At 35.4% G+C, this 24,330-nt stretch carries 29 protein-coding genes; 17 read left to right on the forward strand and 12 right to left on the reverse strand.

The genetic code is table 11. From position 1 onward, the window contains the following. Positions 1 to 19: 19 nt before the first annotated feature. From FAF07_RS00795 to FAF07_RS19030, 4 genes are all read left to right on the forward strand, one after another. Positions 20 to 1,054 (forward strand): hypothetical protein, encoded by a 1,035-nt coding sequence (locus tag FAF07_RS00795; RefSeq protein ID WP_142783302.1) that lies wholly within the window; start codon positions 20 to 22, stop codon positions 1,052 to 1,054. A gap of 95 nt (positions 1,055 to 1,149) precedes the next feature. After that, the gene (locus tag FAF07_RS00800) at positions 1,150 to 2,472 is read left to right on the forward strand and encodes an MBOAT family O-acyltransferase (protein ID WP_246067747.1); all 1,323 of its coding nucleotides are present in this window, start codon (positions 1,150 to 1,152) and stop codon (positions 2,470 to 2,472) included. 272 nt (positions 2,473 to 2,744) lie between these two features. Then, positions 2,745 to 3,011: a DUF3179 domain-containing (seleno)protein gene (locus FAF07_RS18945; RefSeq protein WP_142783304.1), complete on the forward strand. Its 267-nt coding sequence runs from the start codon at positions 2,745 to 2,747 to the stop codon at positions 3,009 to 3,011. A 92-nt stretch (positions 3,012 to 3,103) separates the two neighbouring features. Further along, positions 3,104 to 3,307 (forward strand): hypothetical protein, encoded by a 204-nt coding sequence (locus FAF07_RS19030; RefSeq protein WP_394344969.1) that lies wholly within the window; start codon positions 3,104 to 3,106, stop codon positions 3,305 to 3,307. Here FAF07_RS19030 and FAF07_RS00815 read toward each other — a convergent pair whose 3' ends face one another. From FAF07_RS00815 to FAF07_RS00825, 3 genes are all read right to left on the reverse strand, one after another. Continuing rightward, positions 3,308 to 3,868, reverse strand: a complete 561-nt coding sequence (locus FAF07_RS00815) for a hypothetical protein (RefSeq protein ID WP_142783305.1) — start codon at positions 3,866 to 3,868, stop codon at positions 3,308 to 3,310. It abuts the gene before it with no gap. Between the two features lie 8 nt (positions 3,869 to 3,876). Next, positions 3,877 to 5,289 (reverse strand): M20/M25/M40 family metallo-hydrolase, encoded by a 1,413-nt coding sequence (locus FAF07_RS00820; RefSeq protein ID WP_142783306.1) that lies wholly within the window; start codon positions 5,287 to 5,289, stop codon positions 3,877 to 3,879. A gap of 80 nt (positions 5,290 to 5,369) precedes the next feature. Further along, entirely contained in the window at positions 5,370 to 6,248 is an 879-nt protein-coding gene (locus FAF07_RS00825; RefSeq protein WP_142783307.1) for a PPK2 family polyphosphate kinase, read from the reverse strand. 52 nt (positions 6,249 to 6,300) lie between these two features. Here FAF07_RS00825 and FAF07_RS00830 point away from each other — a divergent pair, with 52 nt between their 5' ends. Then, positions 6,301 to 7,107 (forward strand): hypothetical protein, encoded by an 807-nt coding sequence (locus FAF07_RS00830; RefSeq protein ID WP_142783308.1) that lies wholly within the window; start codon positions 6,301 to 6,303, stop codon positions 7,105 to 7,107. Positions 7,108 to 7,109: 2 nt separating this feature from the next. Here FAF07_RS00830 and FAF07_RS00835 read toward each other — a convergent pair whose 3' ends face one another. The 8 genes from FAF07_RS00835 to FAF07_RS00870 all read right to left on the reverse strand — a co-directional run bounded on the left by FAF07_RS00835 (position 7,110) and on the right by FAF07_RS00870 (position 14,922). Further along, entirely contained in the window at positions 7,110 to 7,655 is a 546-nt protein-coding gene (locus FAF07_RS00835; RefSeq protein ID WP_142783309.1) for a hypothetical protein, read from the reverse strand. A 6-nt stretch (positions 7,656 to 7,661) separates the two neighbouring features. Further along, positions 7,662 to 8,825: a sigma-54-dependent transcriptional regulator gene (locus FAF07_RS00840; RefSeq protein WP_142783310.1), complete on the reverse strand. Its 1,164-nt coding sequence runs from the start codon at positions 8,823 to 8,825 to the stop codon at positions 7,662 to 7,664. Between the two features lies 1 nt (position 8,826). Then, positions 8,827 to 9,663, reverse strand: coding sequence for a DUF6268 family outer membrane beta-barrel protein (locus FAF07_RS00845; RefSeq protein WP_246067748.1), 837 nt, complete (start codon positions 9,661 to 9,663; stop codon positions 8,827 to 8,829). Between the two features lie 54 nt (positions 9,664 to 9,717). Then, on the reverse strand, positions 9,718 to 10,671 hold the full coding sequence (locus FAF07_RS00850) for a mechanosensitive ion channel family protein (protein ID WP_142783311.1): 954 nt from the start codon (positions 10,669 to 10,671) through the stop codon (positions 9,718 to 9,720). A gap of 1 nt (position 10,672) precedes the next feature. Then, positions 10,673 to 11,986 (reverse strand): ABC transporter permease, encoded by a 1,314-nt coding sequence (locus FAF07_RS00855; protein ID WP_142783312.1) that lies wholly within the window; start codon positions 11,984 to 11,986, stop codon positions 10,673 to 10,675. Between the two features lie 5 nt (positions 11,987 to 11,991). After that, on the reverse strand, positions 11,992 to 12,918 hold the full coding sequence (locus FAF07_RS00860; protein ID WP_142783313.1) for an ABC transporter ATP-binding protein: 927 nt from the start codon (positions 12,916 to 12,918) through the stop codon (positions 11,992 to 11,994). Between the two features lie 321 nt (positions 12,919 to 13,239). Beyond that, positions 13,240 to 14,361, reverse strand: a complete 1,122-nt coding sequence (gene dnaJ / locus FAF07_RS00865) for a molecular chaperone DnaJ (RefSeq protein ID WP_142783314.1) — start codon at positions 14,359 to 14,361, stop codon at positions 13,240 to 13,242. Between the two features lie 9 nt (positions 14,362 to 14,370). Continuing rightward, positions 14,371 to 14,922, reverse strand: coding sequence for a nucleotide exchange factor GrpE (locus FAF07_RS00870; RefSeq protein ID WP_142783315.1), 552 nt, complete (start codon positions 14,920 to 14,922; stop codon positions 14,371 to 14,373). A 184-nt stretch (positions 14,923 to 15,106) separates the two neighbouring features. On the opposite strand from FAF07_RS00870, the gene FAF07_RS00875 reads away from it, so the two are divergent. The 12 genes from FAF07_RS00875 (at position 15,107) to FAF07_RS00930 (ending at position 22,994) form a co-directional block, all read left to right on the forward strand. Beyond that, complete coding sequence (locus FAF07_RS00875; RefSeq protein ID WP_142783316.1) at positions 15,107 to 15,745, forward strand: YceI family protein; 639 nt, start codon at positions 15,107 to 15,109, stop codon at positions 15,743 to 15,745. Between the two features lie 273 nt (positions 15,746 to 16,018). Beyond that, complete coding sequence (locus FAF07_RS00880) at positions 16,019 to 16,447, forward strand: hypothetical protein (protein ID WP_142783317.1); 429 nt, start codon at positions 16,019 to 16,021, stop codon at positions 16,445 to 16,447. Beyond that, positions 16,444 to 16,716 (forward strand): TIGR03643 family protein, encoded by a 273-nt coding sequence (locus tag FAF07_RS00885; protein ID WP_142783318.1) that lies wholly within the window; start codon positions 16,444 to 16,446, stop codon positions 16,714 to 16,716. The genes FAF07_RS00880 and FAF07_RS00885 overlap by 4 nt, the downstream gene beginning before the upstream one ends. Before the next feature lie 37 nt (positions 16,717 to 16,753). After that, complete coding sequence (locus FAF07_RS00890) at positions 16,754 to 16,978, forward strand: hypothetical protein (RefSeq protein ID WP_142783319.1); 225 nt, start codon at positions 16,754 to 16,756, stop codon at positions 16,976 to 16,978. A 165-nt stretch (positions 16,979 to 17,143) separates the two neighbouring features. After that, positions 17,144 to 17,359: a hypothetical protein gene (locus FAF07_RS00895; protein ID WP_142783320.1), complete on the forward strand. Its 216-nt coding sequence runs from the start codon at positions 17,144 to 17,146 to the stop codon at positions 17,357 to 17,359. A gap of 18 nt (positions 17,360 to 17,377) precedes the next feature. Beyond that, the gene (locus FAF07_RS00900) at positions 17,378 to 18,061 is read left to right on the forward strand and encodes an SDR family NAD(P)-dependent oxidoreductase (RefSeq protein WP_142783321.1); all 684 of its coding nucleotides are present in this window, start codon (positions 17,378 to 17,380) and stop codon (positions 18,059 to 18,061) included. 3 nt (positions 18,062 to 18,064) lie between these two features. Continuing rightward, the gene (locus FAF07_RS00905; RefSeq protein WP_142783322.1) at positions 18,065 to 18,604 is read left to right on the forward strand and encodes a glutathione peroxidase; all 540 of its coding nucleotides are present in this window, start codon (positions 18,065 to 18,067) and stop codon (positions 18,602 to 18,604) included. A 4-nt stretch (positions 18,605 to 18,608) separates the two neighbouring features. After that, entirely contained in the window at positions 18,609 to 18,776 is a 168-nt protein-coding gene (locus FAF07_RS00910) for a Lacal_2735 family protein (protein WP_142783323.1), read from the forward strand. 4 nt (positions 18,777 to 18,780) lie between these two features. Then, on the forward strand, positions 18,781 to 19,242 hold the full coding sequence (locus FAF07_RS00915; RefSeq protein ID WP_142783324.1) for a TspO/MBR family protein: 462 nt from the start codon (positions 18,781 to 18,783) through the stop codon (positions 19,240 to 19,242). Between the two features lie 4 nt (positions 19,243 to 19,246). Further along, positions 19,247 to 19,708, forward strand: coding sequence for an SRPBCC family protein (locus FAF07_RS00920; RefSeq protein WP_142783325.1), 462 nt, complete (start codon positions 19,247 to 19,249; stop codon positions 19,706 to 19,708). Positions 19,709 to 19,799: 91 nt separating this feature from the next. Then, a complete protein-coding gene (locus FAF07_RS00925) occupies positions 19,800 to 21,104 on the forward strand; it encodes a cryptochrome/photolyase family protein (RefSeq protein WP_142783326.1) in 1,305 nt (434 codons plus the stop codon). A 222-nt stretch (positions 21,105 to 21,326) separates the two neighbouring features. Beyond that, complete coding sequence (locus tag FAF07_RS00930) at positions 21,327 to 22,994, forward strand: formate--tetrahydrofolate ligase (protein ID WP_142783327.1); 1,668 nt, start codon at positions 21,327 to 21,329, stop codon at positions 22,992 to 22,994. A gap of 20 nt (positions 22,995 to 23,014) precedes the next feature. On the opposite strand, the gene murA is transcribed toward FAF07_RS00930, so the two are convergent. Beyond that, positions 23,015 to 24,325, reverse strand: coding sequence for a UDP-N-acetylglucosamine 1-carboxyvinyltransferase (gene murA, locus FAF07_RS00935; RefSeq protein WP_142783328.1), 1,311 nt, complete (start codon positions 24,323 to 24,325; stop codon positions 23,015 to 23,017). Between the last annotated feature and the right edge of the window lie 5 nt (positions 24,326 to 24,330).

Genomic DNA, 24,330 nt, shown 5'->3' on the forward strand with positions numbered 1-24,330 from the left:
AACTCAAAACCAACCAAAAATGAAATTAAAGCAATCCTTTATAATAGCGCTTTTATTTGCTATCATCAGCATAATTTCATGGGAATTCTACTGGCGTTCTCAAGGGTACTACCCTACTTTAAATGATGAAAAAGCGCTTTGGGCAATGACGCGTAAAAAAGTTGAAAAGGCAACTGATGACATTGTTGTTTTAGGATCTTCCAGAGCTTATTTTGATATCCAATCTGAACCATGGCAAGAAGCTACTGGAAAAATCCCAATTCAATTAGCATCCACTGGATCTTCGCCATTACCAGCCTTTCATGATATTGTAAACAATACCGATTTCAATGGCACTGTTGTCATGGGCATAGCCCCTGGGTTATTTTTTTCTACTACCTATCCAGAAGCACCACCATGGAAACGGATTCAATCTAAAGTGGAATATTACCAAAATCAAACCTATGCTCAGAGACTAAATAATGCCTTATCTATTCCGTTGCAAAAAAATTTGGTATTAATGTCTTCTGATGAAGAAGAATGGAGCGATGATATCGATTTAAAATCATTGCTCAAAAGAATCCACATTAATGATAGAGCGGGTGAGACTAAACTTCCACCGTTTTATAATTTTGGTGACGTATCTATTCCTAGAAATATAACTATGAGCAAGCGTACCGTTATAGATACTGCTTTTGCTAATACCATAATCAAAATTTGGCATCACTTTGGAAAAACGGCACCTCCTCCAGACAAAGCTGCTACAATGGCCTTTTTTCTTGAAGATCTTAAAAAATTCAAATCCAGAAACGGAAACCTCATCTTAGTCCGATGTCCTTCCAGCGGCGGCGTTAGAACAGGTGAAAACCATGCCTTGTCCAGAACAGAATTCTGGGACGAACTCGTGAAACAAGCTCAAGTTAAAAGCTACCATTTTGAAGATTACGATACCTTAAAGTTCCTTGAATGTCCTGAGGAATCTCATCTCTCAAAGGAAAATGCCTATTATTTTACAAGAGAGCTTTTGAAAATCATAAAAAAAGACAATGCTATTTCTAACACTAAAACCAACTAATCATGTTATTTAACTCTTTAAGTTTCATAGTGTTTCTAGTCATAGTTTTAACACTTTATTATCTAAAACTATTTAATTGGACAGGAAAAAAACGAATGCTGCTTTTAGCCAGTTATGTGTTCTATGGCTTATGGAATCCGCCATTAATCATTTTACTTTGGATCTCTACAATGGTCGACTGGACAGCGGGCAACAAACTATCGGTGGAAGAAAATCAGACCAAACGTAAGTTTTGGCTTCTACTAAGCATGTTTGTTAACTTAGGTTTTCTAGCCTTTTTTAAATATGGGAATTTCTTGTTAGAGAATTTCATATTTGTTATGAATAGTATTGGGGTAGAATACCAAGCAGCACCTATGGACATCATTTTACCCATGGGCATTTCATTCTATACCTTTCAAACCATGTCTTACACGATTGACATTTATAAGAAAAAAATTAAGCCTGCAAAAACCTTTTTAGACTTTGCACTCTATGTTACATTTTTTCCGCAGTTAGTAGCGGGGCCTATTGTAAGGGCAAAAGATTTAATAACGCAATTTTACGAAGAAAAGAAAGCTACAACCAATCAATTTATATGGGGCTTATTTCTTTTAACCATAGGCTTATTTCAAAAAGTGGTTTTGGCAGACACTCTACTGGCCGACACTTCTGATGCTGTTTTTGGTTCAGACGAATTACTACATGGTGTAGATGCTTGGGTTGGGACATTAGCATTTTCAGGTCAAATATTTTTCGACTTTGCTGGCTATTCTACCTGTGCTATTGGTATCGCCCTTATGCTTGGTATTATACTACCAGATAACTTTAAATATCCATATGCATCATTAGGGTTTTCAGACTTATGGCAGCGTTGGCATATATCCCTATCGAGCTGGTTAAAAGATTATTTATACATCCCGCTTGGTGGTAATAAACACGGTATAACACGCATGTATGTTGCTTTAATGCTCACCATGCTTTTAGGAGGTATTTGGCATGGCGCTGCATGGACATTTATGGTTTGGGGAGGCTTACACGGAACGTATTTGATATTAGAGAAACTTCAAATAAAATACCTGCCTTTTCAAATTACCAAATGGAATGGTCTAATACTGGCCTTTATAACCTTCTCTTGCGTAAATATTACTTGGGTGTTTTTTAGAGCAAGACAGTTTGAAACCGCTTGGAATATGATAAAATCAATGTTTTATATGCAGACCGACGGCGTCAAGATTTTAGAAACATTCACAATAATTAGAGTTAGCGTATTAATTGGCATTATGTTTTTATGTCATTGGTTTATGAGAAACTCTTCCATGAGAGCCCTCTCATTAAAAGTTTCTCCTTGGACACTAGGAATCGTTTGGGCCATGATGTGCTTCTTAATTATTATTGCCCAAGGCAGTGGCGAACAATTCATTTATTTTCAATTTTAAAGTATGAAACATTGATAATCAAAGGACATAGAAAAATAAAAAATTTCTTGAAACCGACTATCCTCGAGGCAAAGCCATAGAGGTATTTCGCCGGTTTCATTTTGCCCTTTGGGTCAAAAACCAAAATTTTATATTTTACCTCACCCGGAACTGCCAAAAAGCAGTTCCGACCTCTCCGAAGGAGAGGTAAAGTGGAAACCCCGAGGCAGAGCCATCGGAGAATTATTTAGATTAACAATTTAGAATTAAAACCAGAACAATTTCATTATGGTATGGGTCGAGAGCGCTTTTCTGCGTTATTAGAACCAAAATTTGAAACCATTGCTAAAGCTGATATCCATTGGAATGATAACCATCGTTTTTTAGTGGCTCATAAAGGAAATGACATTAAAGCCTATTCGATAAAAGATTTAACACGTCATGAGGTTGTTAATGATGTTATTGATGGTGTGCCTATTTTTGCTGCTTACTGTATTTTAGCAGATTTAGGTGCTGTTTATAAACGCACTTACGCAGATAAGCTTTTACATTTGCCGTAAGTGGTTACACCTATTACGATCCTAAAGTTTGGGATGGTCTAGATGGTTTTATACTTTGGGATGGAGAAACCGAAAGCCTCTGGTGGCCATTAATTGATAAAGCCGTTTCTGGTGGCTTAAAAGGTGTAAAGCTTCAAAAGTTAGAAGATAGCTATTGGGAAGACACCTCATGGAAAGTTATAAAAGAAAAATATCCAAACGCTAAAATTCTAATCTCTAAGCAAGATTTTAAACGGCCAAAAACATGGAAAAAATACGATGATGTTAGCAATATAGTTGAAAAATATAGTCATTAACTATTCTCTTAGTTTCCCTGAAAAAACAGATACTTTAGAGTTGAACGGGTTACCAGAAGCGCGTCTGAGCACCACTACCTGTCCACAATGCCATAAAGCATCAGATATCGGACCATTAATAATATTCCAAAAGGGAAATCTAGAAGTATCATATTGAGAGATATCTGTGGTGTTCTTCAAAACATCAGAGGCCATTTTAAAATTATATAAAGTTTGCTTTCGCTTGTCTTTAAAAGAAAGTTCTAATTCACTTTGCTTTTCACCTTCTTCAGATATGGTATTGAGAATAAAGTAGGATAAACTTAAAATATGATCTATCGTTTCTGAGCTTGTTCTGCCAGATTCACTTGGTTTGTAGCTTAAATCCATAGCTCGTAAACCCTCCGTAGCCCAGTAATACCTAAACCCTAAACCGTCAATCATTCTAGCGGCGACCGTGCCTGCTGTATAATTCTCTGATGGCTCCGGAATTTCGTAATATGGCAACTTTTCTTCAAGCATATCTTGTGCGTTTAATTGAGTAATAACAAGAACCATCACACCAAGTATAATTTTATTCATCTTAATTTCTAGTCTTTTATCTGTGTGTCTTTATTTATAGGGTTTACACCATATTTATCAAACAAATACACCAATGCCGTCATTGTTGCAGCACCAAGTTCCAACTCCCGTTTATTTACCGCATCAAATGTATCGTTGCTGGCATGGTGATGATCAAAATAGCGTTGTGAGTCTGGTCTTAAACCAGCAAGCACATTCGATTTTGTTTTTAATGGCCCAACGTCTGCACCGCTTCCACCCTTTTCAAAATAGTGAATAAGATAAGGTTTGAATAGTGGTTGCCAACTTAACACTTGATTAAAAGTAGCATCGTTACAATCGAAACTAAACCCACGAGGTGTAAACCCACCTGAATCACTTTCCAAAGCAAATACATGGTTTTCACCTTTTTGTTTTGCAAGCTCAGCATATTTTTTACCGCCACGTAAACCGTTTTCTTCATTCATAAACAACACGACTCTGATGCTTCGTTTTGGTTTTATTCCTGACTCTTTTAGTAATCTTAAAACATCCATAGATTGCACCACTCCTGCGCCATCGTCATGAGCACCATCTCCTAAATCCCAAGAATCTAAATGGCCCCCTACAATCATGTATTCATCTGGAAATTCACTTCCTGTAATTTCTCCAATCACATTATAGGATTGCACATCTTTTAACTGGCGGCAATTTTGCTTAAAATAAAAATTAACAGCGGGGTCTAATTGTAGCATGGTACTCAGTAATTCGGCATCGTTGGTGCTTATAGCTGCAGATGGAATACGCTGCTCATTAGGTAAATCATTATAAGTCATACTACCTGTATGTGGTAAATCATCCATCCTCAAATTCATAGAACGCACAATAACCCCAACAGCGCCATATTTTGCAGCTTCAACAGCTCCCATATAGCGTTGGTTTACGCAACCGCCGTAAGCCTCAAACGTAAGTATTAAATCGGCTTGCATGGACCTGTTATAAAACACAATTTTGCCTTCAATTTCAGCTTTGCCCAAAGCCTCTAGATCTTCAAAATTCTTAACTTCAATAACATTTGCTTTTAAACCTAAAGCCGGCGTTGCAACAGAGCCGCCCAAAGCACAAATATTTACTGTGGTCGTTTTTCCGGATTCCGATTCTATAAACGCGTATTCTTTAATGCCCCTCACCCATTTTGGCACCATAACAGGTTGTAACCAGACTTTGTTCAACCCTAACTTTTCAAGTTCTTCTTTGGTGTATTCCACGGCTTTTTCGGCATTTAGAGAACCTGACAAACGCCCACCGATTTGATTAGATAAATGATTTAACCATGCGTAACTTTTCCCATTGGTTAGGGCTTTTTTGTAAATATCTTTAATGACTTGCTCATCTGTTTGTGATTGAACGTTCACAGACACTAAGAATAAACAAAAGATAAGCGTAAATTTCAATTTATACATAGTAACATTTTTAAGCTAAAAATAGTTCTTATTGATTGGATTGTTTCTAAAGAAATCATAAAAGTTTTAAACTCTCACAATCATTCGCTTTTAAGTTGTTTTTTATATTGCTCCAAGTTATCCTTAATATCCTCATCGAGCTCTGGTTCTTGAATATTGGTGTACTGACTTAATGTGTCATACATTATTTTAGCTACAATGTAACGTGCTGTGGGTTTATCGTCTGCGGGAATGTTATACCAAGGTGCGTAGTCTTTAGATGTTCTATTTATAGCATCTTCATAGCAAGCCTGATACTCATCCCATAGTTTGCGCTCTTTTAAATCGCCTGGTGAGAATTTCCAGTTCTTTTCTTGTTTTTCGAGGCGTCGCAATAGTCGGTTTTTTTGTTCGTCCTTAGATAGATTCAGAAAAAACTTAAAGATAATAGTACCATTATCTGCAATGTGCTTTTCAAAATTATTGATCTGTTCAAAACGCTTATCCCAAAAAGCGTCATTAATATCTTCAACTGAATTGATATTTGGAATATTTTCACCTAAAATATACTCTGGATGCACTCGAGTGACCAAAACATTTTCATAGTGCGTTCTATTAAAAATTCCGAATTTCCCACGTTCTGGTAATGCTATATAATGACGCCACAAATAGTCATGACTTAATTCTAACTCCGTTGGCACTTTAAAACTATGTACTATTATACCTCTAACGTTAAATTCATTAAACACTTCCCGTACTAAACTGTCCTTACCCGATGTGTCCATGCCTTGCAAACAAACTAAAACGGCATATTTATCATGGGCATACATGGTATTCTGTAGTTTAGCAAGCTTACGACTTATTTTTTGCTGTTCTTTTTCTATATTCTTTTCGCCTTCATTTAGATCAAAGGTTGTGGGTTGGTTTTTAATATCAATTTTGGAAGTTATTTTAAAATCATCAATTTCTATTTTCTTCATAGTTTCAGTGTATACATTAATTTTTTATAAATATAGTAAATCCATAATTTCGATGAACGGTACATTACTTCGTGGTCTTTTTGATACATTTGCTCACCTACTTATTAATATAGCTCCAAATATTATGGAAAAAAAATACATTTTTTTGTTATTCCTATCCCTATCATTATTTAGTTTTGGTCAAACAAATTGTGAGGATGCCAACTCAGATTTAATTTATGCCTATTCTAATGTAAAATCGTCTTATGATTCAAACAATATTAGTCATTTAAAGTATTACGCCAATAAATCCCTAGAGGCTTTTAATCGTTCTAAAAAAAGTTTAGAAAATTGTGGTTGTGATGCGGCCTATAACCTAAGTTATGATGCCGCGGAACTTTTAGCTAAGGTTGAAAATGAAGCGACTTTTGAAGATGGTCGCTTTTATGTTAAACGCGCCAGAGAGATAGCAAAACAGAGTATTACTGAGCTTGATAAATGTACGGTACCTACTACCGAAACAAACGATTTGTTAGCCTTAGAAAATGAACAAGAAAGACTTGAGCAAATGCAAAATGCTTTAAAAGCGGAAGAAGCTGCTATTAAGGCAAAACTTGTAGCCCAAAAGCAACAGACATTAGCGCTGAAAAAAGAAGTTTTAATCAATGTTTATAAACAAGCTATGTCGTCAAATCTTGAAACGTATAACAGCACATTGGAAGTTTGCGATTGTGCCGATAAGCCATTAAAAGATGTGTCTAGCAATACCGATGAGATTAGCACAAAAAGTCTTGAAGATATTAAATCACATTTTATAGAAAACATGAAGGATTTGGCATCCAACTATCTCGCTCAGCTTGATCTCTGTTTGGATGATTAACTTTATTTATTTATATCAGTTTCATCATCCTCTTGATAAACCAATGGATGATCTTCAATACCCAAGCCAACAATTTTAATAATGCTGGTGACCGCGTTGAACAGCATGAGCACGACACTAATTAAGCCACCGCTCAGTAAAGATGAAATGCCTAAACTGGCGTAATAAATTGAAGTATACCAAGTACTGGGAACATTATCTGCCTCTGTAATTGGGATATTAAATAACTGAAATGCGATCATAGAGACCACGAATACAATTGTATCAATTTTTGCAATGAGCAACACGTGCCTATAATGTTCTTCATTTAATTTGGATTTGGTGCTGGAGCTCACACTTAAAAGCGTTAATAATAAGGCTAGAATAGTTGCGGAAGCCAAGACAATGGTATTACACAAGGTATTGATACCTGGTAATGAAGACTTTATTAAAACCTTAGCCTCGTAACCACTTAAATTACCCAAAAAATAGGCTCCCAATCCTGTAATTATAGCAGCGATGATACCGCCATAAAGCGCTCTTTTATTATATACTGTTAGTTTTATCATGTTTTTTTATTTTGAAGCAAATAGTTTAACGTCTGTTTCACTTACCTCAGTTCCACCTAAAATAATTAAACGTTCTACGACATTTCGAAGTTCTCTAATATTCCCAGTCCAATCGTAATCTTGCAATAATTTTATGGCTTTATCTGAAAAGGTTTTTTGTACAGTGCCTTGCTCTGTTGATATTTTTTTGGTGAAATAGTCGATTAACAATGGAATATCTTCCCGTCGTTCGTTCAATGCTGGTACATTTATTAGAATCACTGCCAGTCTATGATACAAATCCTCTCTGAATCTACCTTCAGCTATTTCCTTTTTTAAGTTTTTATTGGTAGCAGCTACTACTCTAACGTCTACCTTAATATCCCTATCACTACCTACACGTTGAATTTTACTTTCTTGCAATGCTCTCAAGACTTTGGCTTGCGCCGATAAACTCATATCACCAATTTCATCTAAGAAAATGGTCCCGCCATTGGCTGCTTCAAATTTACCTGCTCTATCTTTTGCGGCACTGGTAAAGGCACCTTTGACATGACCGAAAAGTTCACTTTCAATAAGTTCACTTGGTATCGCGGCACAATTAACTTCAATCATATTACCCTTGGCACGATTACTTTTTTGATGTAGCCAATGCGCCACTAGTTCTTTTCCCGTTCCATTGGGACCTGTTATTAATACTCTGGCATCTGTGGGCGCCACTTTATCGATAATATCCTTAATTTGAGAAATGGCATCGCTATCACCAATCATTTCATACTTTTTACTGACCTTCTTTTTAAGAATTTTATTCTCGACTACTAATTCTTTTCGGTCTAATGCATTTCTGACCGTATTCAATAATCGATTTAAATCGGGCGGTTTGGAAATATAATCAAAGGCACCTAAGCGCATGGTGTTGACGGCTGTATCTAAATCGCCATGACCAGAAATCATAACAATAGGGATTTCTGGTTTAATTTTTTTTACCGCTTCCAACACTTCAACACCATCCATTTTCGGCATTTTTATGTCACACAGTATCAAATCAAAATCTTCATTTTTAATCTTTTCAATACCCGCTAAACCATCTTCAGCTTCATCAACATGGTAGCCTTCATTTTCTTCAGAAAGTATTTTAACAAGCACCCGTCTTATTGCTGCTTCATCTTCTACTATTAATATTTTTGACATCTTATATTTTAAATTTAATTCCTGATCTTAAATAGAACGCATTCACGTCATCCAATTTAAAGACCTCATCTCTATTTTCGTTACGTAAAACATTATTTAATCTGAACGTATACCCCGTATATAAATAACCGACTACATGCTTGGTAAAACCATATTCATAACCCACTCCCCCTACTACTACGGACAATGATACGTTATCTACATTTTTTCCGTTAACTACAGAAGGTTCTTGCAAATGCGCCAAATAACCATCTAAACCTACAAAGGCTTGAATGTCGTTATTTTCATTGATAGCATATTTTAAGTTCGATTTTGGCACGCCTACACTAAAGCTCCAAGTGTCATTAATTTCCCTAAAATAACTAACAAAAGGCAACGGGAATGGAATACCGGTAGTCGCATTATAAGTTAAACCTAAAATTAATCGATATGGGCTTTTTAAACTTTCTTCCTTCGTTCTGTCGTTAATAAAATAGATTCCACCGTTCATAAATATATCATCAGAAGTAATGGATTTTGTTAATGTGGATGCTATCCTAGGATTGAATTTTGCACCAAAACGCCATTTTTCATTCATTTTAAAGGTATAGCCCAGACTGAAATCGATAATATTTATAGTTTCTACTTTTTCTGTATCAAATGGATACTTGTCCTCTAAATTTAGAATAATTCTATTGTACTCGCCTCCAATAATTAGATAAGACTCCTTTTTCATTTCAATAGGATAATTCAACATGGCCCTCAAACGTGTATATTGATCTTCTGAATTACTCTTAGGAATAAAAGAGTATTCCAAACGTGCCAAATCCGTGAGTTGTGCATATACAGAGGTTGACATAAATATAAAGCACACAATAAAGAGGCATTTCAACGATTTAGGTATCATAACTTATTATTTAGGGGTATTATTATCATCATCATTCACGGACTTTCCGTTTGAATCTTTCATACGTATTTGTACATTTTGATCTGGTTTTTGAATGATATGAAGATCCCTTTGAGGAAATGGAATGCTCACGTTGTTCTCTCTAAACAACTTATCAATTTCAAAACGAATATCACTTTTAGGAAACTGTGCCTTAAAACTATCATTGATCGTGAAAACAATTTTAAAATCCAAAGAACTTTCGCCAAAATCTGTAAAAACAACAGTAGGTTCAGGAGAACCAATTACATCTGGGTGTGTACTGGCGGCTTGAATCAATAACTTTTTAACCAATTGCACATCACTGCCGTAAGCCACCCCAACACTTACAGCCTCTCTTGTGGTTGTCCCATTTTGAGTCCAGTTGTATAAACTATTTTCTAAATATAAATGATTAGGAATGACCAATACTTTATTATCGATAGTGACCGCTCTTGTAGTTCTAAGCTTAATTTCTTCTACCCGACCTACTTTACCTTCAATTTCAATAATATCACCAACGTGAACCGATTGATCAATCAAAATAAACACCCCAGATATAATATCTTGAAAGAGGGTTTGTAATGCCAAACCAATACCGATAAGCAATGCGGCAGAAGCGGCAAACACTGCTGTAACGTTAACACCCAAAGAATTGAGTGTAATTAATAATATGATGATATATATGAGCCATTGAAAATAGCCGAAGACCACATTAAATTTAACTTTATCTGGTTTTGGTAAATTTCGGGTAAGCACCCTCAATACGAGCCTTAACAATAATGTTGTAATAAATATAACGGTGATAACGATAAGCACATCTTGAACAGAAATACTGATTTCCTCAGTAAAATCATAATGCTGATCTAGCACCGATCTAATCTTTTCCCAAGCAGAACTTTCCTTAATGGCCTCCTCTATCTTTTCTAAATCTTGATTCATATTAATATTTAATCCACTTTATAAGTTCTTTATAACTTGGTTTTTTTCCATACATTAAAATACCCACACGGTAAATTTTTGCTGCAAACCACACGGTAAAAATAAATGTAGCAATTAAAATTGACAGTGATAGTACCTGTTGCCAAATGGGTACACCAAATGGTATCCGCATTAGCATCACCACTGGAGACGTTAACGGTATAAATGAAAACACCGTTGAGACCGTCCCATGCGGATCTTCAATTACTGTAAAAAAGCCTATATATACTGCCAGAATTAACGGCATCATGATAGGCAGTAAAAATTGTTGTGTATCGGTTTCATTATCAACAGCCGCACCAATGGCCGCATAAAACGAACTGTACAGTAAATAGCCAGCAATAAAGAACAGAATAAATGCCACTATTAAATTAGTGATAGGGAGATTGTAAAATGCGGTAATGAAATCTTGAACTTGCATATTGGCATCTGGATTGGTCATGGCCTGTTGCATCATATCCTGCTGTGGCGTTTGCACTTGTGCAATATCGATTCCGAAAATAGACGATACGATAACTGCTAAAAGTACTGCTAAAATAATCCAAATGATAAATTGGGTAATACCTGCTAAAGAGGTTCCTATAATTTTCCCCAACATCAATTGCATGGGTTTTACTGATGATATAATGATCTCTATAATACGACTCGTTTTCTCCTCAATGACGCTTCGCATAATCATATTGCCGTATATGATGATAAACATAAATAACAAATAACCCGCAGCTCCACCAAAAATGAGCTTGACAACGCTATCCGTTTTTGAGGTTCTTTCACCTTTAAAACTCTCTTGTTCAATTGTAACTTGCATTTTAGAGGCTTTAATCATGGCGACATCTACACCTTTATTTTCCAACTTAATGTTAGTTAATTTATTACTAACCTGACTTTCTAAATCTGATATGAGACTCAGTGAAGGAGATTCTTCTGAGTAAAATTTGATGTGATTGGAAACTTGATTAACCTCTTTAAACCTATCAATGTGAAGTAAGCCAAAAGCACCACTTTCTTTTGAAAGTTCTTTAGCGTCTTCCAATGACATATTTTCGAGAATATGATAGGTTATATTATCGGTATTTGAAAAAACATCAGATACCAATCCAGATTCATCCAAAACAGAAACAACACGAACTTTATCATTGTTAATTTGTGATAAGTAGGCCACTACGCTAAATAAGGCAATCATAATGATTGGACTTAGAAAGGTCATGACTATAAAGGATTTATTTTTAACCTTGGTTAAATATTCACGCTTTATAATGAGTGGTAAATGGTTCATATAAATTAGTTATTCTTAACGGTTTGAATAAAGATATCGTTGACATTGGGAATCAATTCAACAAAATGAGATACCTCGCCTTTTGAGGTAAGGTAATTTAAAAGATCATTAGGTTTTTCGTGTGTTTCCAGTTTAATATTTAATTTTAAATCATCTTCCAAACTTTTAAAATTCGCTGGTGACAACTCATATTTCGAAGACAATTCGCTTTTTAACATATCGTTATTTGCTGTTCTAATACCGACTTCAAACGTGTTAATTTTATATTGCCTTTTTACATCAATCAGCTTACCGTCTAAGATTTTATTTGATTTGTGAATTAGAGCAATATCGTCACAAAGCTCTTCAACAGACTCCATCCTGTGCGTTGAAAAAATCACGGTTGCCCCTTCTTCTCGTAATCTTAAAATTTCATCTTTTATTAAATTAGCATTGATGGGGTCAAAGCCAGAAAACGGTTCATCAAATATTAAGAGTTTAGGTTGATGCAACACCGTTACAATAAACTGTATTTTTTGCGCCATCCCTTTGGAAAGTTCCTGTATTTTCTTATTCCACCAGTCGCCAATTTCTAAACGTTCAAACCAAAATTTCAATCGCGCTTTGGCCTCGGCTTTACTTAAGCCTTTTAATTGCGCTAAATATAGTGCCTGTTCACCCACTTTCATTGATTTATACAAACCCCGCTCCTCTGGTAAATAACCAATATCCTTTATGTGCATATCATTCAACGGTTCTCCATCTAAAATTACTGACCCCGAATCTGGCATGGTTATTTGGTTAATCACTCTAATCAAGGTGGTTTTCCCAGCGCCATTAGGCCCTAAAAGCCCAAAAATACTACCCTCAGGAACCATTATAGAAATATTATTTAAGGCAGTGTGATTTCCAAAATTTTTAGAAACATTATGAACTTCAAGTAAGTTACTCATTCTTATTTTTTAGCTGATCTCATTCGTGGTAAATATATTAAATGTTAAACGAGAAGTTTAACCCAAACGGTACAATTTAAGACTTTAATTGCTGAATGCTTAAAGATTGTGAGGTATATGAAAACAATATGGTATTAAAAACAAAACCCACCCTTAAAAAAATTAAGGATGGGAAAAAAATTGCTATGAAAAAGAAAAATTACCACTAGCGTTAACTAGTGATACATCAAATATAGTTTTTTTTTCTCAAATAGAGAAAAACTATAGCGTAAGTTATCTAAAAAAATCACTCACAGATATATTAGTAACTTTGATGTATGTTTAAGAAAACATATCTTTCACTTTCTCAAAAAATGATTTGTCTGAACTTTCTGGTTTTGGTGCAAAATGCTCATCATCCTGCATGGCTTCAAAAAATTCCTTTTGTTGTTTATTTAGGGTCTTTGGGGTCCAAACATTCACGTGTACCAGTAAATCTCCTTTGCCATACCCGTTAATATTTGGGATTCCTTTTCCGCGCAAGCGCAATATTTTACCCGACTGAACGCCAGCCTCTACTTTAATGCGCACTTTACCTGTAACGGTATCAATTTCTTTTGAGGTTCCTAAAACCGCATCTGGGTAACTCACATACAAATCGTAATGCAAATTATCTCCTTCACGTTGTAATTTATCATGATCAACTTCTTCGATAGCGACAAGTAAATCTCCTGAAATCCCATTGCCTGGTGCTTCATTTCCTTTTCCTGACACTTTGAGCTGCATACCATCAACAACGCCTGGCGGAATTTTAATCGATACTGTTTCCTCTGCTACTTTTAAACCTTGTGCATCAGCATCTGCAGGTTTCTTATCTATAGTTTGACCCGCACCACCACAAGCATTACATGGCGCTGCTGTTTGCATTCTTCCTAAAATAGTATTGGTAATGCGCGTTACTTGTCCGCTACCGTTACAGGTAGGACACGTTCTATATGTAGTACCAGGAGCCTGAACTTTACGTTTGACTTTTATTTTCTTTTCAACGCCGTTAGCTATTTCTTCTAAAGTGAGTTTTACGCGGATGCGCAAATTACTGCCTTTTACACGACGCTGACCGCCACCGCCGCCAAATCCTGAAAAACCGCCGCCACCACCAAAAGCACCACCGAAGATATCTCCAAACTGACTGAATATATCATCCATATTCATACCGCCACCGTTGAAGCCACCACCGTTTTCGAACGCTTGATGACCAAATTGATCATACCGTGCTTTCTTGTCGCCATCGCTTAAAATCTCGTAAGCCTCCGCGGCCTCTTTAAATTTAGTTTCGGCTTCCTTATCATCAGGATTTTTATCAGGATGATGTTCAATCGCCTTTTTACGGTATGCTTTTTTAATTTCTGCCGTAGATGCACTTTTATTGACACCCAATATTTCGTAGTAATCTCTTTTCGCCATGGTTTTGGTTTATTGTCCGATAACAACTTTTGGAAAACGAATAACTTTATCTCCTAATTTGTAGCCCTTCTCTATGATATCTATAATTTTCCCTTTTAAATCATCGGTAGGCGCTGGTATTTGTGTTATGGCCTCATGATTATCAGCATTAAAAGCTTCCCCTTTTTCAACTTTGATGACTTTTAAACCTTTTTGCTCTAAGGTATTTACCAATTTCTGATAAATTAAAAGCACCCCTTTTCTTAATTCTTCTGCCTCTTTGTCTTCTTCAATATGACTTAAAGCACGTTCAAAATCATCAAGAACAGGTAACATGGTTTTCATGACATCTTCACTAGCCGTTGAAAATAATTCAATACGTTCTCTAGAGGTACGTTTTTTATAATTTTCAAACTCAGCAAAAAGTCTTAAAAATTTCTCTTTTTCTTGTTTTAGTTCGCCCTCAAGCTTTTCTTCGACCGTTTCTTCAATAACCTCTTGCTCATCAACTTCAACAGTTTCATTCTCAAAACCATCTACTTGTTGGTCTTCAATATCTTGTGTTTTATGCTTCTTACTCATTACTGTATATAATTTTTACAAACTCTAAATTAAGTTGGCAAAAGTACTGCCATTATTATAAAAATGCCATAATGTCATTACTTTATTTGTACTAAGCATTAAAATAATTTTGTTTAATTATTGTTTTAATAAATAAAACAATTTGTTTAAATTTGCGACCTAACACTAAAACAATTAATTAGATATGAAAAACAAATTTGCAACAATTTTTATAATGAGCGCCTTAACAGTTTCTGTTATGGGCTGTAAGGATAAGGCTAACGAAGCTACTACTACAGAAGCTGAAGAAGTCATGACCCCAGAAGTGGTTACAGACAAATATATAGCTGATGTTGAAACCTCTACTATTACCTGGACGGGCTACAAGCCCACTGGATCCCATACTGGTAATATCAACTTAGAAAATGGTGTTTTAAATACTGCTGATGGTAAAATTGCCGGTGGAACGTTTTTAATAGATATGGCTTCTTTAAAAGATGGGGAAGGCAGTGCTAAATTAGAAGGCCATTTAAAAAGTCCTGATTTTTTCGATGTTGAAAATCATCCTACGGCAGCTTTTGAAATTACAGGTTTAGAAGAAGTTGATGGCAAAATGATGTTATCTGGAAATTTAGCGCTTAAAGATGTTAAAAACAATGTAACATTCCCTGTTTCTGTAAGCAATGACGGCGACATGATGACGCTTACTAGCGACACCTTTACTATTGATCGTTCTAAATGGAATGTAAAATACGGCTCTAAATCATTTTTTGATGATTTAGGCGATAAATTTATTAATGATGATATAGAGTTAAAAATCATGGTAAAAGCTAAAAAAGCTTAAGTATCACATAATTGCACATAAATTATAACGAAACCGCTTGATTTATTTAAGCGGTTTTTTTATGTTCTATTATTAATAAGATTAATTAGTTAAGAATAAATTTATTAGTTGTTGTAGCCCTCTTTATATCTACTACTTTCATTTAGTTCCAATCGTCTAATAATCGATTATTTTAGTATATTTTCTATAAGTGATTTTCTAGAATCAAAAATTTTGTTTAATTTATTATTAAAATTGTTAAACATTTTGTAAATTTGAAAAAAATGATATCAAGTGATTTTAAATTCTACATTTAAAAATAGAGAAGAAAAACAAATTCTTTTAGATTTGGTAGGGCGTCCGTTTTCTTTTTTTGAGACATTAAAATTAAGAGGTGTTGGATCGAAACGTATGATTGTTGATGATGTGAGTCCAAACCTTAAATCTTACATGAATTCGGTGGCAGATATAAATTATGCCAATATAGAGTTACGAACTGGTGGCATCCTTATTTACATTAATAAAGGCTTAAAAAAATTTACCTGGGCAATTCCGTATTATCAGCTCGTCATGTATAAAACAAATGGTGCCAGTATTCATGCTCAAGGCAAGTATGTTCATTTTTTGAATAATATTTTTTTTAAAGAAAACAAAACATTTTTTAGTAAAATGCTCGATAAAAAAATTGAATACGATACAAAATACAACTTTTATCCAGCATGAATTTAAGTGTCGAAGCAATTGATAGAATAATTGAAATAGCCTTGGAAGACCGAACCACTTTTGAAGCAATAGAATTTCAGTTCGGTTTAAAAGAACAAGAAGTGATTGGTTTAATGCGCTATGAAATGATACCTAGTAGTTTCAAAATGTGGAGTAAACGGGTGCAGGGAAGAAAGACCAAGCATGAAAAATTAGGAGGTTTTGATAAAGGCCGATTTAAATGCTCAAGACAAAAACAAATCACTCAAAACAGTATTTCTAAAAGATAGAGAATCAGTAATTAATTAACTTTTAAATATTTACATTATGGAATTAATCGATAGGGCCTTAGCGTTTGAACAGACCAAAATGAGATCATTATCCACTAGTGATAGGGTGAAGCTTTCTAGAGAAGCCAAAGCTCTAATATTGGGATTAAATGAGATATATAAAGTTAAGAAAGACGAAAAAATCATGGATATCATGAAACGCTTAACTGTTATAAAGAGAAAAATTGAAAAGCGGTTAAAAGGAAAGCCGTTGGTAGCCTAATTATTTAAAGAAGAATATAAAAAGGTGCTTAATCAAATAAAATATTAAATTTTACTTAATTAATCTCTATTAAAATAGTAAATCTGTCAAATTTTATTATATTGTGAAATTGTGAAAATAACAAGATTTCACGAGTTATTAAATTAGATTAAAGATTAAAACATTATGGAGATTATTGATAAAGCTTTAGCATTTGAGCAACGCAGACATACGTTTAAAACAACGAGTGAGCGTATTGAATCGTCTAGAGAAGTTAAAGCCCTTATTTTAGACTTAAACACAATATATAAAGAAAAAAAAGATCCTGAAATTATGGATTTGATGAAGCGGTTAACCGTAATCAAACAGAAAATTGAAAAGCGCCTTAAAGGTAGGCCTTAGAAAAACCCTAATTAAATAATGAAAACAATTATAGTTGTTGGCGGAAGTAAAGGAATAGGAAACGCCATTATAAACAGTCTTCTTCAACACTATAAAGTCATTAATATTAGTAGAACTGCTCCAGAGCAATCGCACAATCATTTATCACATTACACTTGTGATATCCTTGAAGATGAATTACCAGAATTAAATTCAGCTGATGGATTGGTGTATTGCCCTGGAAGCATTAATTTAAAACCAATAAATAGATTACGCTTAGAAGATTTTAGAGCAGATTTTGAAATCAATGTTCTGGGCGCCGTAAAATCTATTCAAGCATACTTACCTCTTCTTAAAAAAAGTACAAACCCTGCCATTTTATTGTTTAGCACGGTAGCCAGTAAATTAGGCATGCCATATCATGCTAGTATTGCCACGGCAAAATCTGGTGTTGAGGGCTTGGTAAAATCATTAGGAGCAGAACTCGCCCCACACATACGTATCAATGCCATTGCTCCAACCGTAACTAACACAGATTTAGCATCGAAGCTCTTGCGCAATGAAAAGATGATTGAAAACATCACGGATAGACACCCGCTTAAAAAGTTCTTAGAACCCAACGAAGTAGCGCATTTAGCAGAATTTCTGTTATCTGACAAAGCCCTCTCGATGTCAGGACAAGTTTTTGAAATGGATTGTGGCATTGTAAGTTTTAAAATTTAGGCAATGAATCCTCTAAAAATCTTTGCAGCGACGCTTTTTTCAAAGTCAGAACATTCAAAAAGCAATGTTCAAACATCTATTTATAATATCACCATTAAATCCCTCAGTGGTGAACCCGTATCGTTTTCAGACTTTAAAGGAAAATACATACTCATTGTTAACGTCGCCTCTAAATGTGGTTTCACAACGCAGTATAAACAACTCCAAGAATTACATGAATTATACGGAGACAAATTACAGGTTATTGGTGTGCCCTGTAATCAATTTGGAAATCAGGAACCTGGAGATTCCAGTGCTATCGAATCTTTTTGTGAAATAAATTATGGCGCTACATTCTTGATCACGGAAAAAGTAGATGTAAAAGGAAACAACCAGCATCCGTTGTATAAATGGCTCACGCAAAAGAATAAAAATGGAAAATCTAATTCTACAGTCAAGTGGAATTTTCAAAAATACTTAGTGAATAAAGAAGGGTATTTAGCAGATTATTATTTTTCTACAACGAGTCCTTTAGCACCTAAAATAGTAAATCGTTTAAAATAAAACTATGTTTAAATTATTCAAGAAGAAGACAAAGCTTGAAAAGCTACAAGAGCAATATAAATCTCTTATGAAAGATTGGCATGCTTTATCTACAACAAATCGTACTGAAAGCGATAGGAAATACGCTGAAGCTGAAGCCATTTCAAAAGAAATAGAACAGCTTTTAAAATAGGTTTATGAAATTTCTAAAAACCGTTTTTGTTTTCCTAATTATTAACTTTGGAGCACTAGCCATTGGTAGCCTACTCATGGCAAATGGGCCAATGACAGATTGGTACAATAGTCTCAATCAAGCACCATGGACACCTCCTGGTTGGGTATTTGGAACGGCTTGGACTACTATAATGATCTGCTTTTCTGTATATATGGCATACCTATACTTTGAGCATCCAAGCACTAAGTTAAAATTGATGTTTTTGGTACAGTTTATACTTAACATCATTTGGAATTACATGTTCTTTAATCAACACATGGTCTTACTCGGGCTTGTTGTTATTGTAGCCTTGACATTAGTGGTTGCTAAATTTTTATTCGGTTATAAAAATCAGCTCAAAGCCAAGAGCTTACTGATATTGCCATATTTTATTTGGCTTATCATCGCCACATCTTTAAATGCTTACATCTTCTTGTACAATTAATTATATGAAAATTTATCGGTTACATAAAAAGCAAAACCTTCCTATCTCCGTTATTCAAGCTTGGGCGTTTTTATCGGATCCTAAAAATCTAAAAATCATTACTCCAGATTATATGGGTTTTCATATACTCTCAGGAGCAGACAGACCTATGTTTACAGGACAAATAATTCAATATATTGTCACGCCTGTTTTGGGGATCAAAACCAAGTGGGTTACTGAGATTACACATTCTGAAGAAAACAAATATTTTGTTGACGAGCAACGCTTTGGCCCTTATGCCCTTTGGCACCATAAGCATTTTATAAAAGCTATAGATGGCGGTGTTGAAATGGAAGACATTATTGATTATAAAGTGCCATTTGGGATTTTGGGCCAACTTGTGCATCCCATATTGGTAAAACCTAAATTGGAAGAAATATTTAATTACAGAACTAAAAAATTAGAAGCACTCTTTGGCAAATATTAACATGAAACATCCATAACTAAAACTTGATACCCAAGTGAAATGATTAAATGGATGTCGCATGTGACCAATAAAAAACAATAAATATAAACACATGAAACAGCCTATAAATATTTTTTGGTTTCGCCGTGATCTAAGACTAGATGATAATGTTGGTTTCTACGAAGCTCTAAATGGCAATCTTCCCGTATTACCGATATTTATTTTTGATTCAGACATTTTACAAAAACTACCAAAAACTGATGCTCGTGTGACGTTTATTTACCAAACGTTACAAAAGTTACGCAGCACTTTACAAAACAAACACAGCAGTAGCATCGGTTTATATTATGGCAAACCGCTTGACATTCACAAACAGTTAGTTGACAGCTACGATATAAATACAGTCTATACCAATCATGATTATGAACCTTATGCGACTAAACGTGACACTGAGATTGGTCACTTTTTATCGCAAAATGCTATTCCATTTCAAACTTATAAAGATCAGGTCATATTTGAAAAAGACGAGATCGTAAAGAAGGATGGCACACCATATATGGTATATACGCCTTATATGAAACTATGGAAACAGACCTTTAGATCCCAAAAACTTAAGATCTTCGATACAGCCAACCACTTAAATAATTTAATTAATCAGGTAGACTTACCCGATTTGAATTTATCCGACATAGGATTTGAAACGTCTGATCAAAAAGTTGCTAGCTATACCGTAACACCATCACTTATTCAACACTATGAAAGCACCCGAAATTTTCCTGCGAAAGATACGACATCTCGATTAGGACCACATTTGCGTTTTGGCACGGTCAGCATCAGGAAGATCGTAAACAAGTCCATTGCTGAGAATAATGAGATTTTTTGGCAGGAATTGATTTGGCGTGAATTTTTCACTCAAATCCTATGGCATTTTCCACATACTGAAACCAAAAGCTTTAAACCGCAATACGACCGTATTGAATGGCGAAATAATGAAATAGAATTCAAAGCTTGGTGCAATGGAGAAACGGGGTACCCTTTGGTCGATGCGGGAATGCGGCAATTAAATGAAACTGGTTTTATGCACAACAGGGTTAGAATGCTAGTAGGGAGTTTTTTATGCAAGCATTTACTTATCGATTGGCGCTGGGGAGAATCTTATTTTGCCGAGAAACTCCACGATTACGATATGGCCAGTAACGTAGGGAACTGGCAATGGGTGGCAGGCTCTGGGGTAGATGCCTCTCCTTATTTCAGGATTTTCAATCCCATGACACAAATTGAAAAGTTCGATAAACAACTTAATTATATTAAAACTTGGGCACCCGATTTTCAAGAGCTTACCTACCCTAGACCTATTGTGGAACATAAATTTGCTAGAGAACGTGCTTTACAGGTTTATAAAGAGGCTTTGAACTAATATTTCTAAACTTCATTGATTAATCATTTTACAAAAAAAATTTCGCTTATTGATTTAATAATACGCTTCGGTTATACATCAACACCTCAATTTCAACTATAAATCAATCTTCTATATAGAAATCAATCCATAGTTTTTATATGATAAAAGTCACCTAATAAAGTCTATTAATTTAATACTTTTAAGCGTATTTGAAATTTTGATGATTTAACTCTAAGCCAGATGACCGATTTACAAATTGCTAAAACCATTACCCTAAAACCTATTACAACTATAGCTGAAAAATTGGGTATCCAACCAGAACAAATTGAAATGTATGGCAAATACAAGGCTAAATTACCATTAAAAGCCATAAACAAAAAGGTGGCCGATAATAGTAATTTGATTCTAGTTTCGGCCATTTCGCCCACACCTGCAGGTGAAGGAAAAACAACCATGTCCATCGGTTTGTCTGAAGGTTTAAATAGATTGAATAAAAAGGCAACCGTAGTATTGAGAGAGCCATCCTTAGGGCCTGTTTTTGGAATTAAAGGTGGTGCTACTGGTGGTGGATACTCCCAGGTACTGCCTATGGAAGATATCAATCTGCATTTTACTGGCGACTTTTCCGCAATTGAAAAAGCGCATAATTTATTAGCCGCAATTATTGATAATAATATTCAAAGCAAGACCAACTCGCTACGCATAGACTCCAGAACGATAAGCTGGAAACGCGTGGTCGATATGAACGATCGTGCCTTAAGACGCGTTATCGTAGGTTTAGGTGGTACCACATCGGGTGTCCCAAGAGAAACTGGTTTTGATATTACAGCAGCTTCAGAAATTATGGCTATTCTGTGTTTAGCTGAAAACTTGATAGACCTAAAAACACGTTTGGGTAACATTTTTGTAGGTTATACCTATGACAAAAAACCCATTTACGCTAAAGATTTAAAAGCGGAAGGCGCCATGGCCGTGTTACTAAAGGACGCCATAAAACCTAATTTGGTGCAGACTATTGAAAGCAACCCTGCCATCATTCATGGCGGCCCATTTGCAAATATTGCCCAAGGCACTAATTCTGTTATTGCTACCCTAATGGGGATGTCGCATTCTGAGTATACCGTTACGGAAGCTGGTTTTGGATTTGATTTGGGTGCGGAGAAGTTCTTTGATATTAAATGTCAAAGTGCTGGACTTAAACCCAAAGCGGTCGTACTAACCACAACCATTCGCGCCTTAAAATACCATGGTGGTGCCGATTTAAAAGCACTTACTACAGAAAACTTAGACGCCTTAAAAAAAGGACTTCCCAATTTGGAAAAGCATCTTGAAAACATCTCTAAGTTTAAAGTGGTATCCATTATTGCTATTAATAAATTTACAACTGATACGGACGCTGAAATCAAGCTCATTACAGAGTTTGCCGAATCAAAAGGTGTACGCGTGGCTTTAGCAGATGTTTGGGGCAAGGGCGGTGAAGGTGCTCTTGATTTAGCAAAATCAGTTATAGATGCTGTGGAATCCAATACGTCTAACTTCACACCTTTATACAATTGGAACGCTAGTGTAACAGATAAAATTGAAACCATCTGTACCGAAATTTATGGTGCGGAATACGTCGATTACACCTCTAAAGCCAAAACTCATTTAAATAAAATAAACCATTTAGGATTAGATCATCTACCCATTTGTATTGCAAAGACCCAAAAATCACTTTCAGATAATCCGAAGCTGTTAGGTCGCCCAAAGGATTTTATCATTACGGTTAGAGAAATTGAAATAGCCTCTGGTGCCGGTTTTTTAATTCCAATAACAGGAGATATTATGCGGATGCCCGGGTTGCCAGCACATCCAGCTTCAGAAGGCATTGATATTAATGATGATGGTGAAATTACAGGATTGTTTTAAAGGTCATTAAAATTAAAAACCTACTCAACCCGCTCAATATGAGCGCCAATAGCACGTAAACGCTCATCAATGTTTTCGTAACCACGATCAATCTGTTCAATATTTTGAATAGACGAGGTTCCTTTTGCAGAAAGCGCAGCAATTAATAAGGACACCCCCGCACGAATATCTGGAGAGGTCATCGTGGTGGCTTTTAAAGTGGATTTGAAATCGTGCCCGATAACGGTCGCACGATGCGGATCGCATAAAATAATTTTAGCGCCCATATCGATCAACTTATCTACAAAGAATAATCGGCTCTCAAACATTTTTTGATGTACCAAAACACTTCCTCTTGCCTGTGTGGCCACTACCAAAATTATACTTAATAGGTCTGGTGTAAACCCAGGCCATGGCGCATCAGAAATAGTTAAAATGGAACCATCGATAAAACTTTGTATTTCGTAACCATCGGTATGCGCAGGAATATGAATATCATCCCCTTGTTTTTCAACGGTAATTCCTAATTTTCTAAAAACGTTAGGTATCACGCCAAGGTCATCCCAACTCACATTTGTAATGGTCAGTTCGCTTTTGGTCATGGCAGCCAATCCTATCCAACTCCCAATTTCAATCATATCAGGGAGCATGGTATGATCTGTTCCACCCAAACTATCAACACCGTCAATAATCAACATGTTTGATCCTAAGCCGCTAATTTTAGCACCCATGCGATTTAGCATTTTACAAAGTTGCTGCAAATAAGGCTCGCATGCCGCGTTATAAATAGTGGTTTGACCATCTGCTAAAACGGCGGCCATAACAATATTGGCAGTTCCTGTTACAGAAGCTTCTTCAAGAAGCATATAGGTACCTTTTAATTTATCGGCTTCAACACCATAAAACTGATCTTCTTTACTGTATCTAAATTTGGCACCCAGTTTAATAAGCCCTTCAAAGTGTGTATCTAAGCGTCTTCGACCTATTTTATCACCACCTGGTTTTGGTATATAACCTTTGCCAAATCGTGCTAATAACGGACCAACAATCATGATAGACCCTCGTAAACCGCGTCCATCTATCTTGAACTCTTCAGACTCTAAGTACTTTAAATTAACATCATCAGCTTGAAAGGAATAAGATCCCTGTTTGAGCTTCTCAATTTTTACACCCAGTTTTTTAAGTAACTGAATGAGCTTGTTAACATCTACGATGTCTGGAATATTATTGATTGTAACAACGTCTGGAGTGAGAAGTACGGCACATAAAATTTGTAATGCTTCATTTTTGGCACCTTGTGGTTGAATACTTCCTTTTAATTGGTGCCCACCTTCAATTTTAAATGTTCCCATACTGT

Source organism: Changchengzhania lutea (assembly GCF_006974145.1).
In the GTDB taxonomy this organism is placed as follows: Bacteria; Bacteroidota; Bacteroidia; order Flavobacteriales; family Flavobacteriaceae; genus Changchengzhania; species Changchengzhania lutea.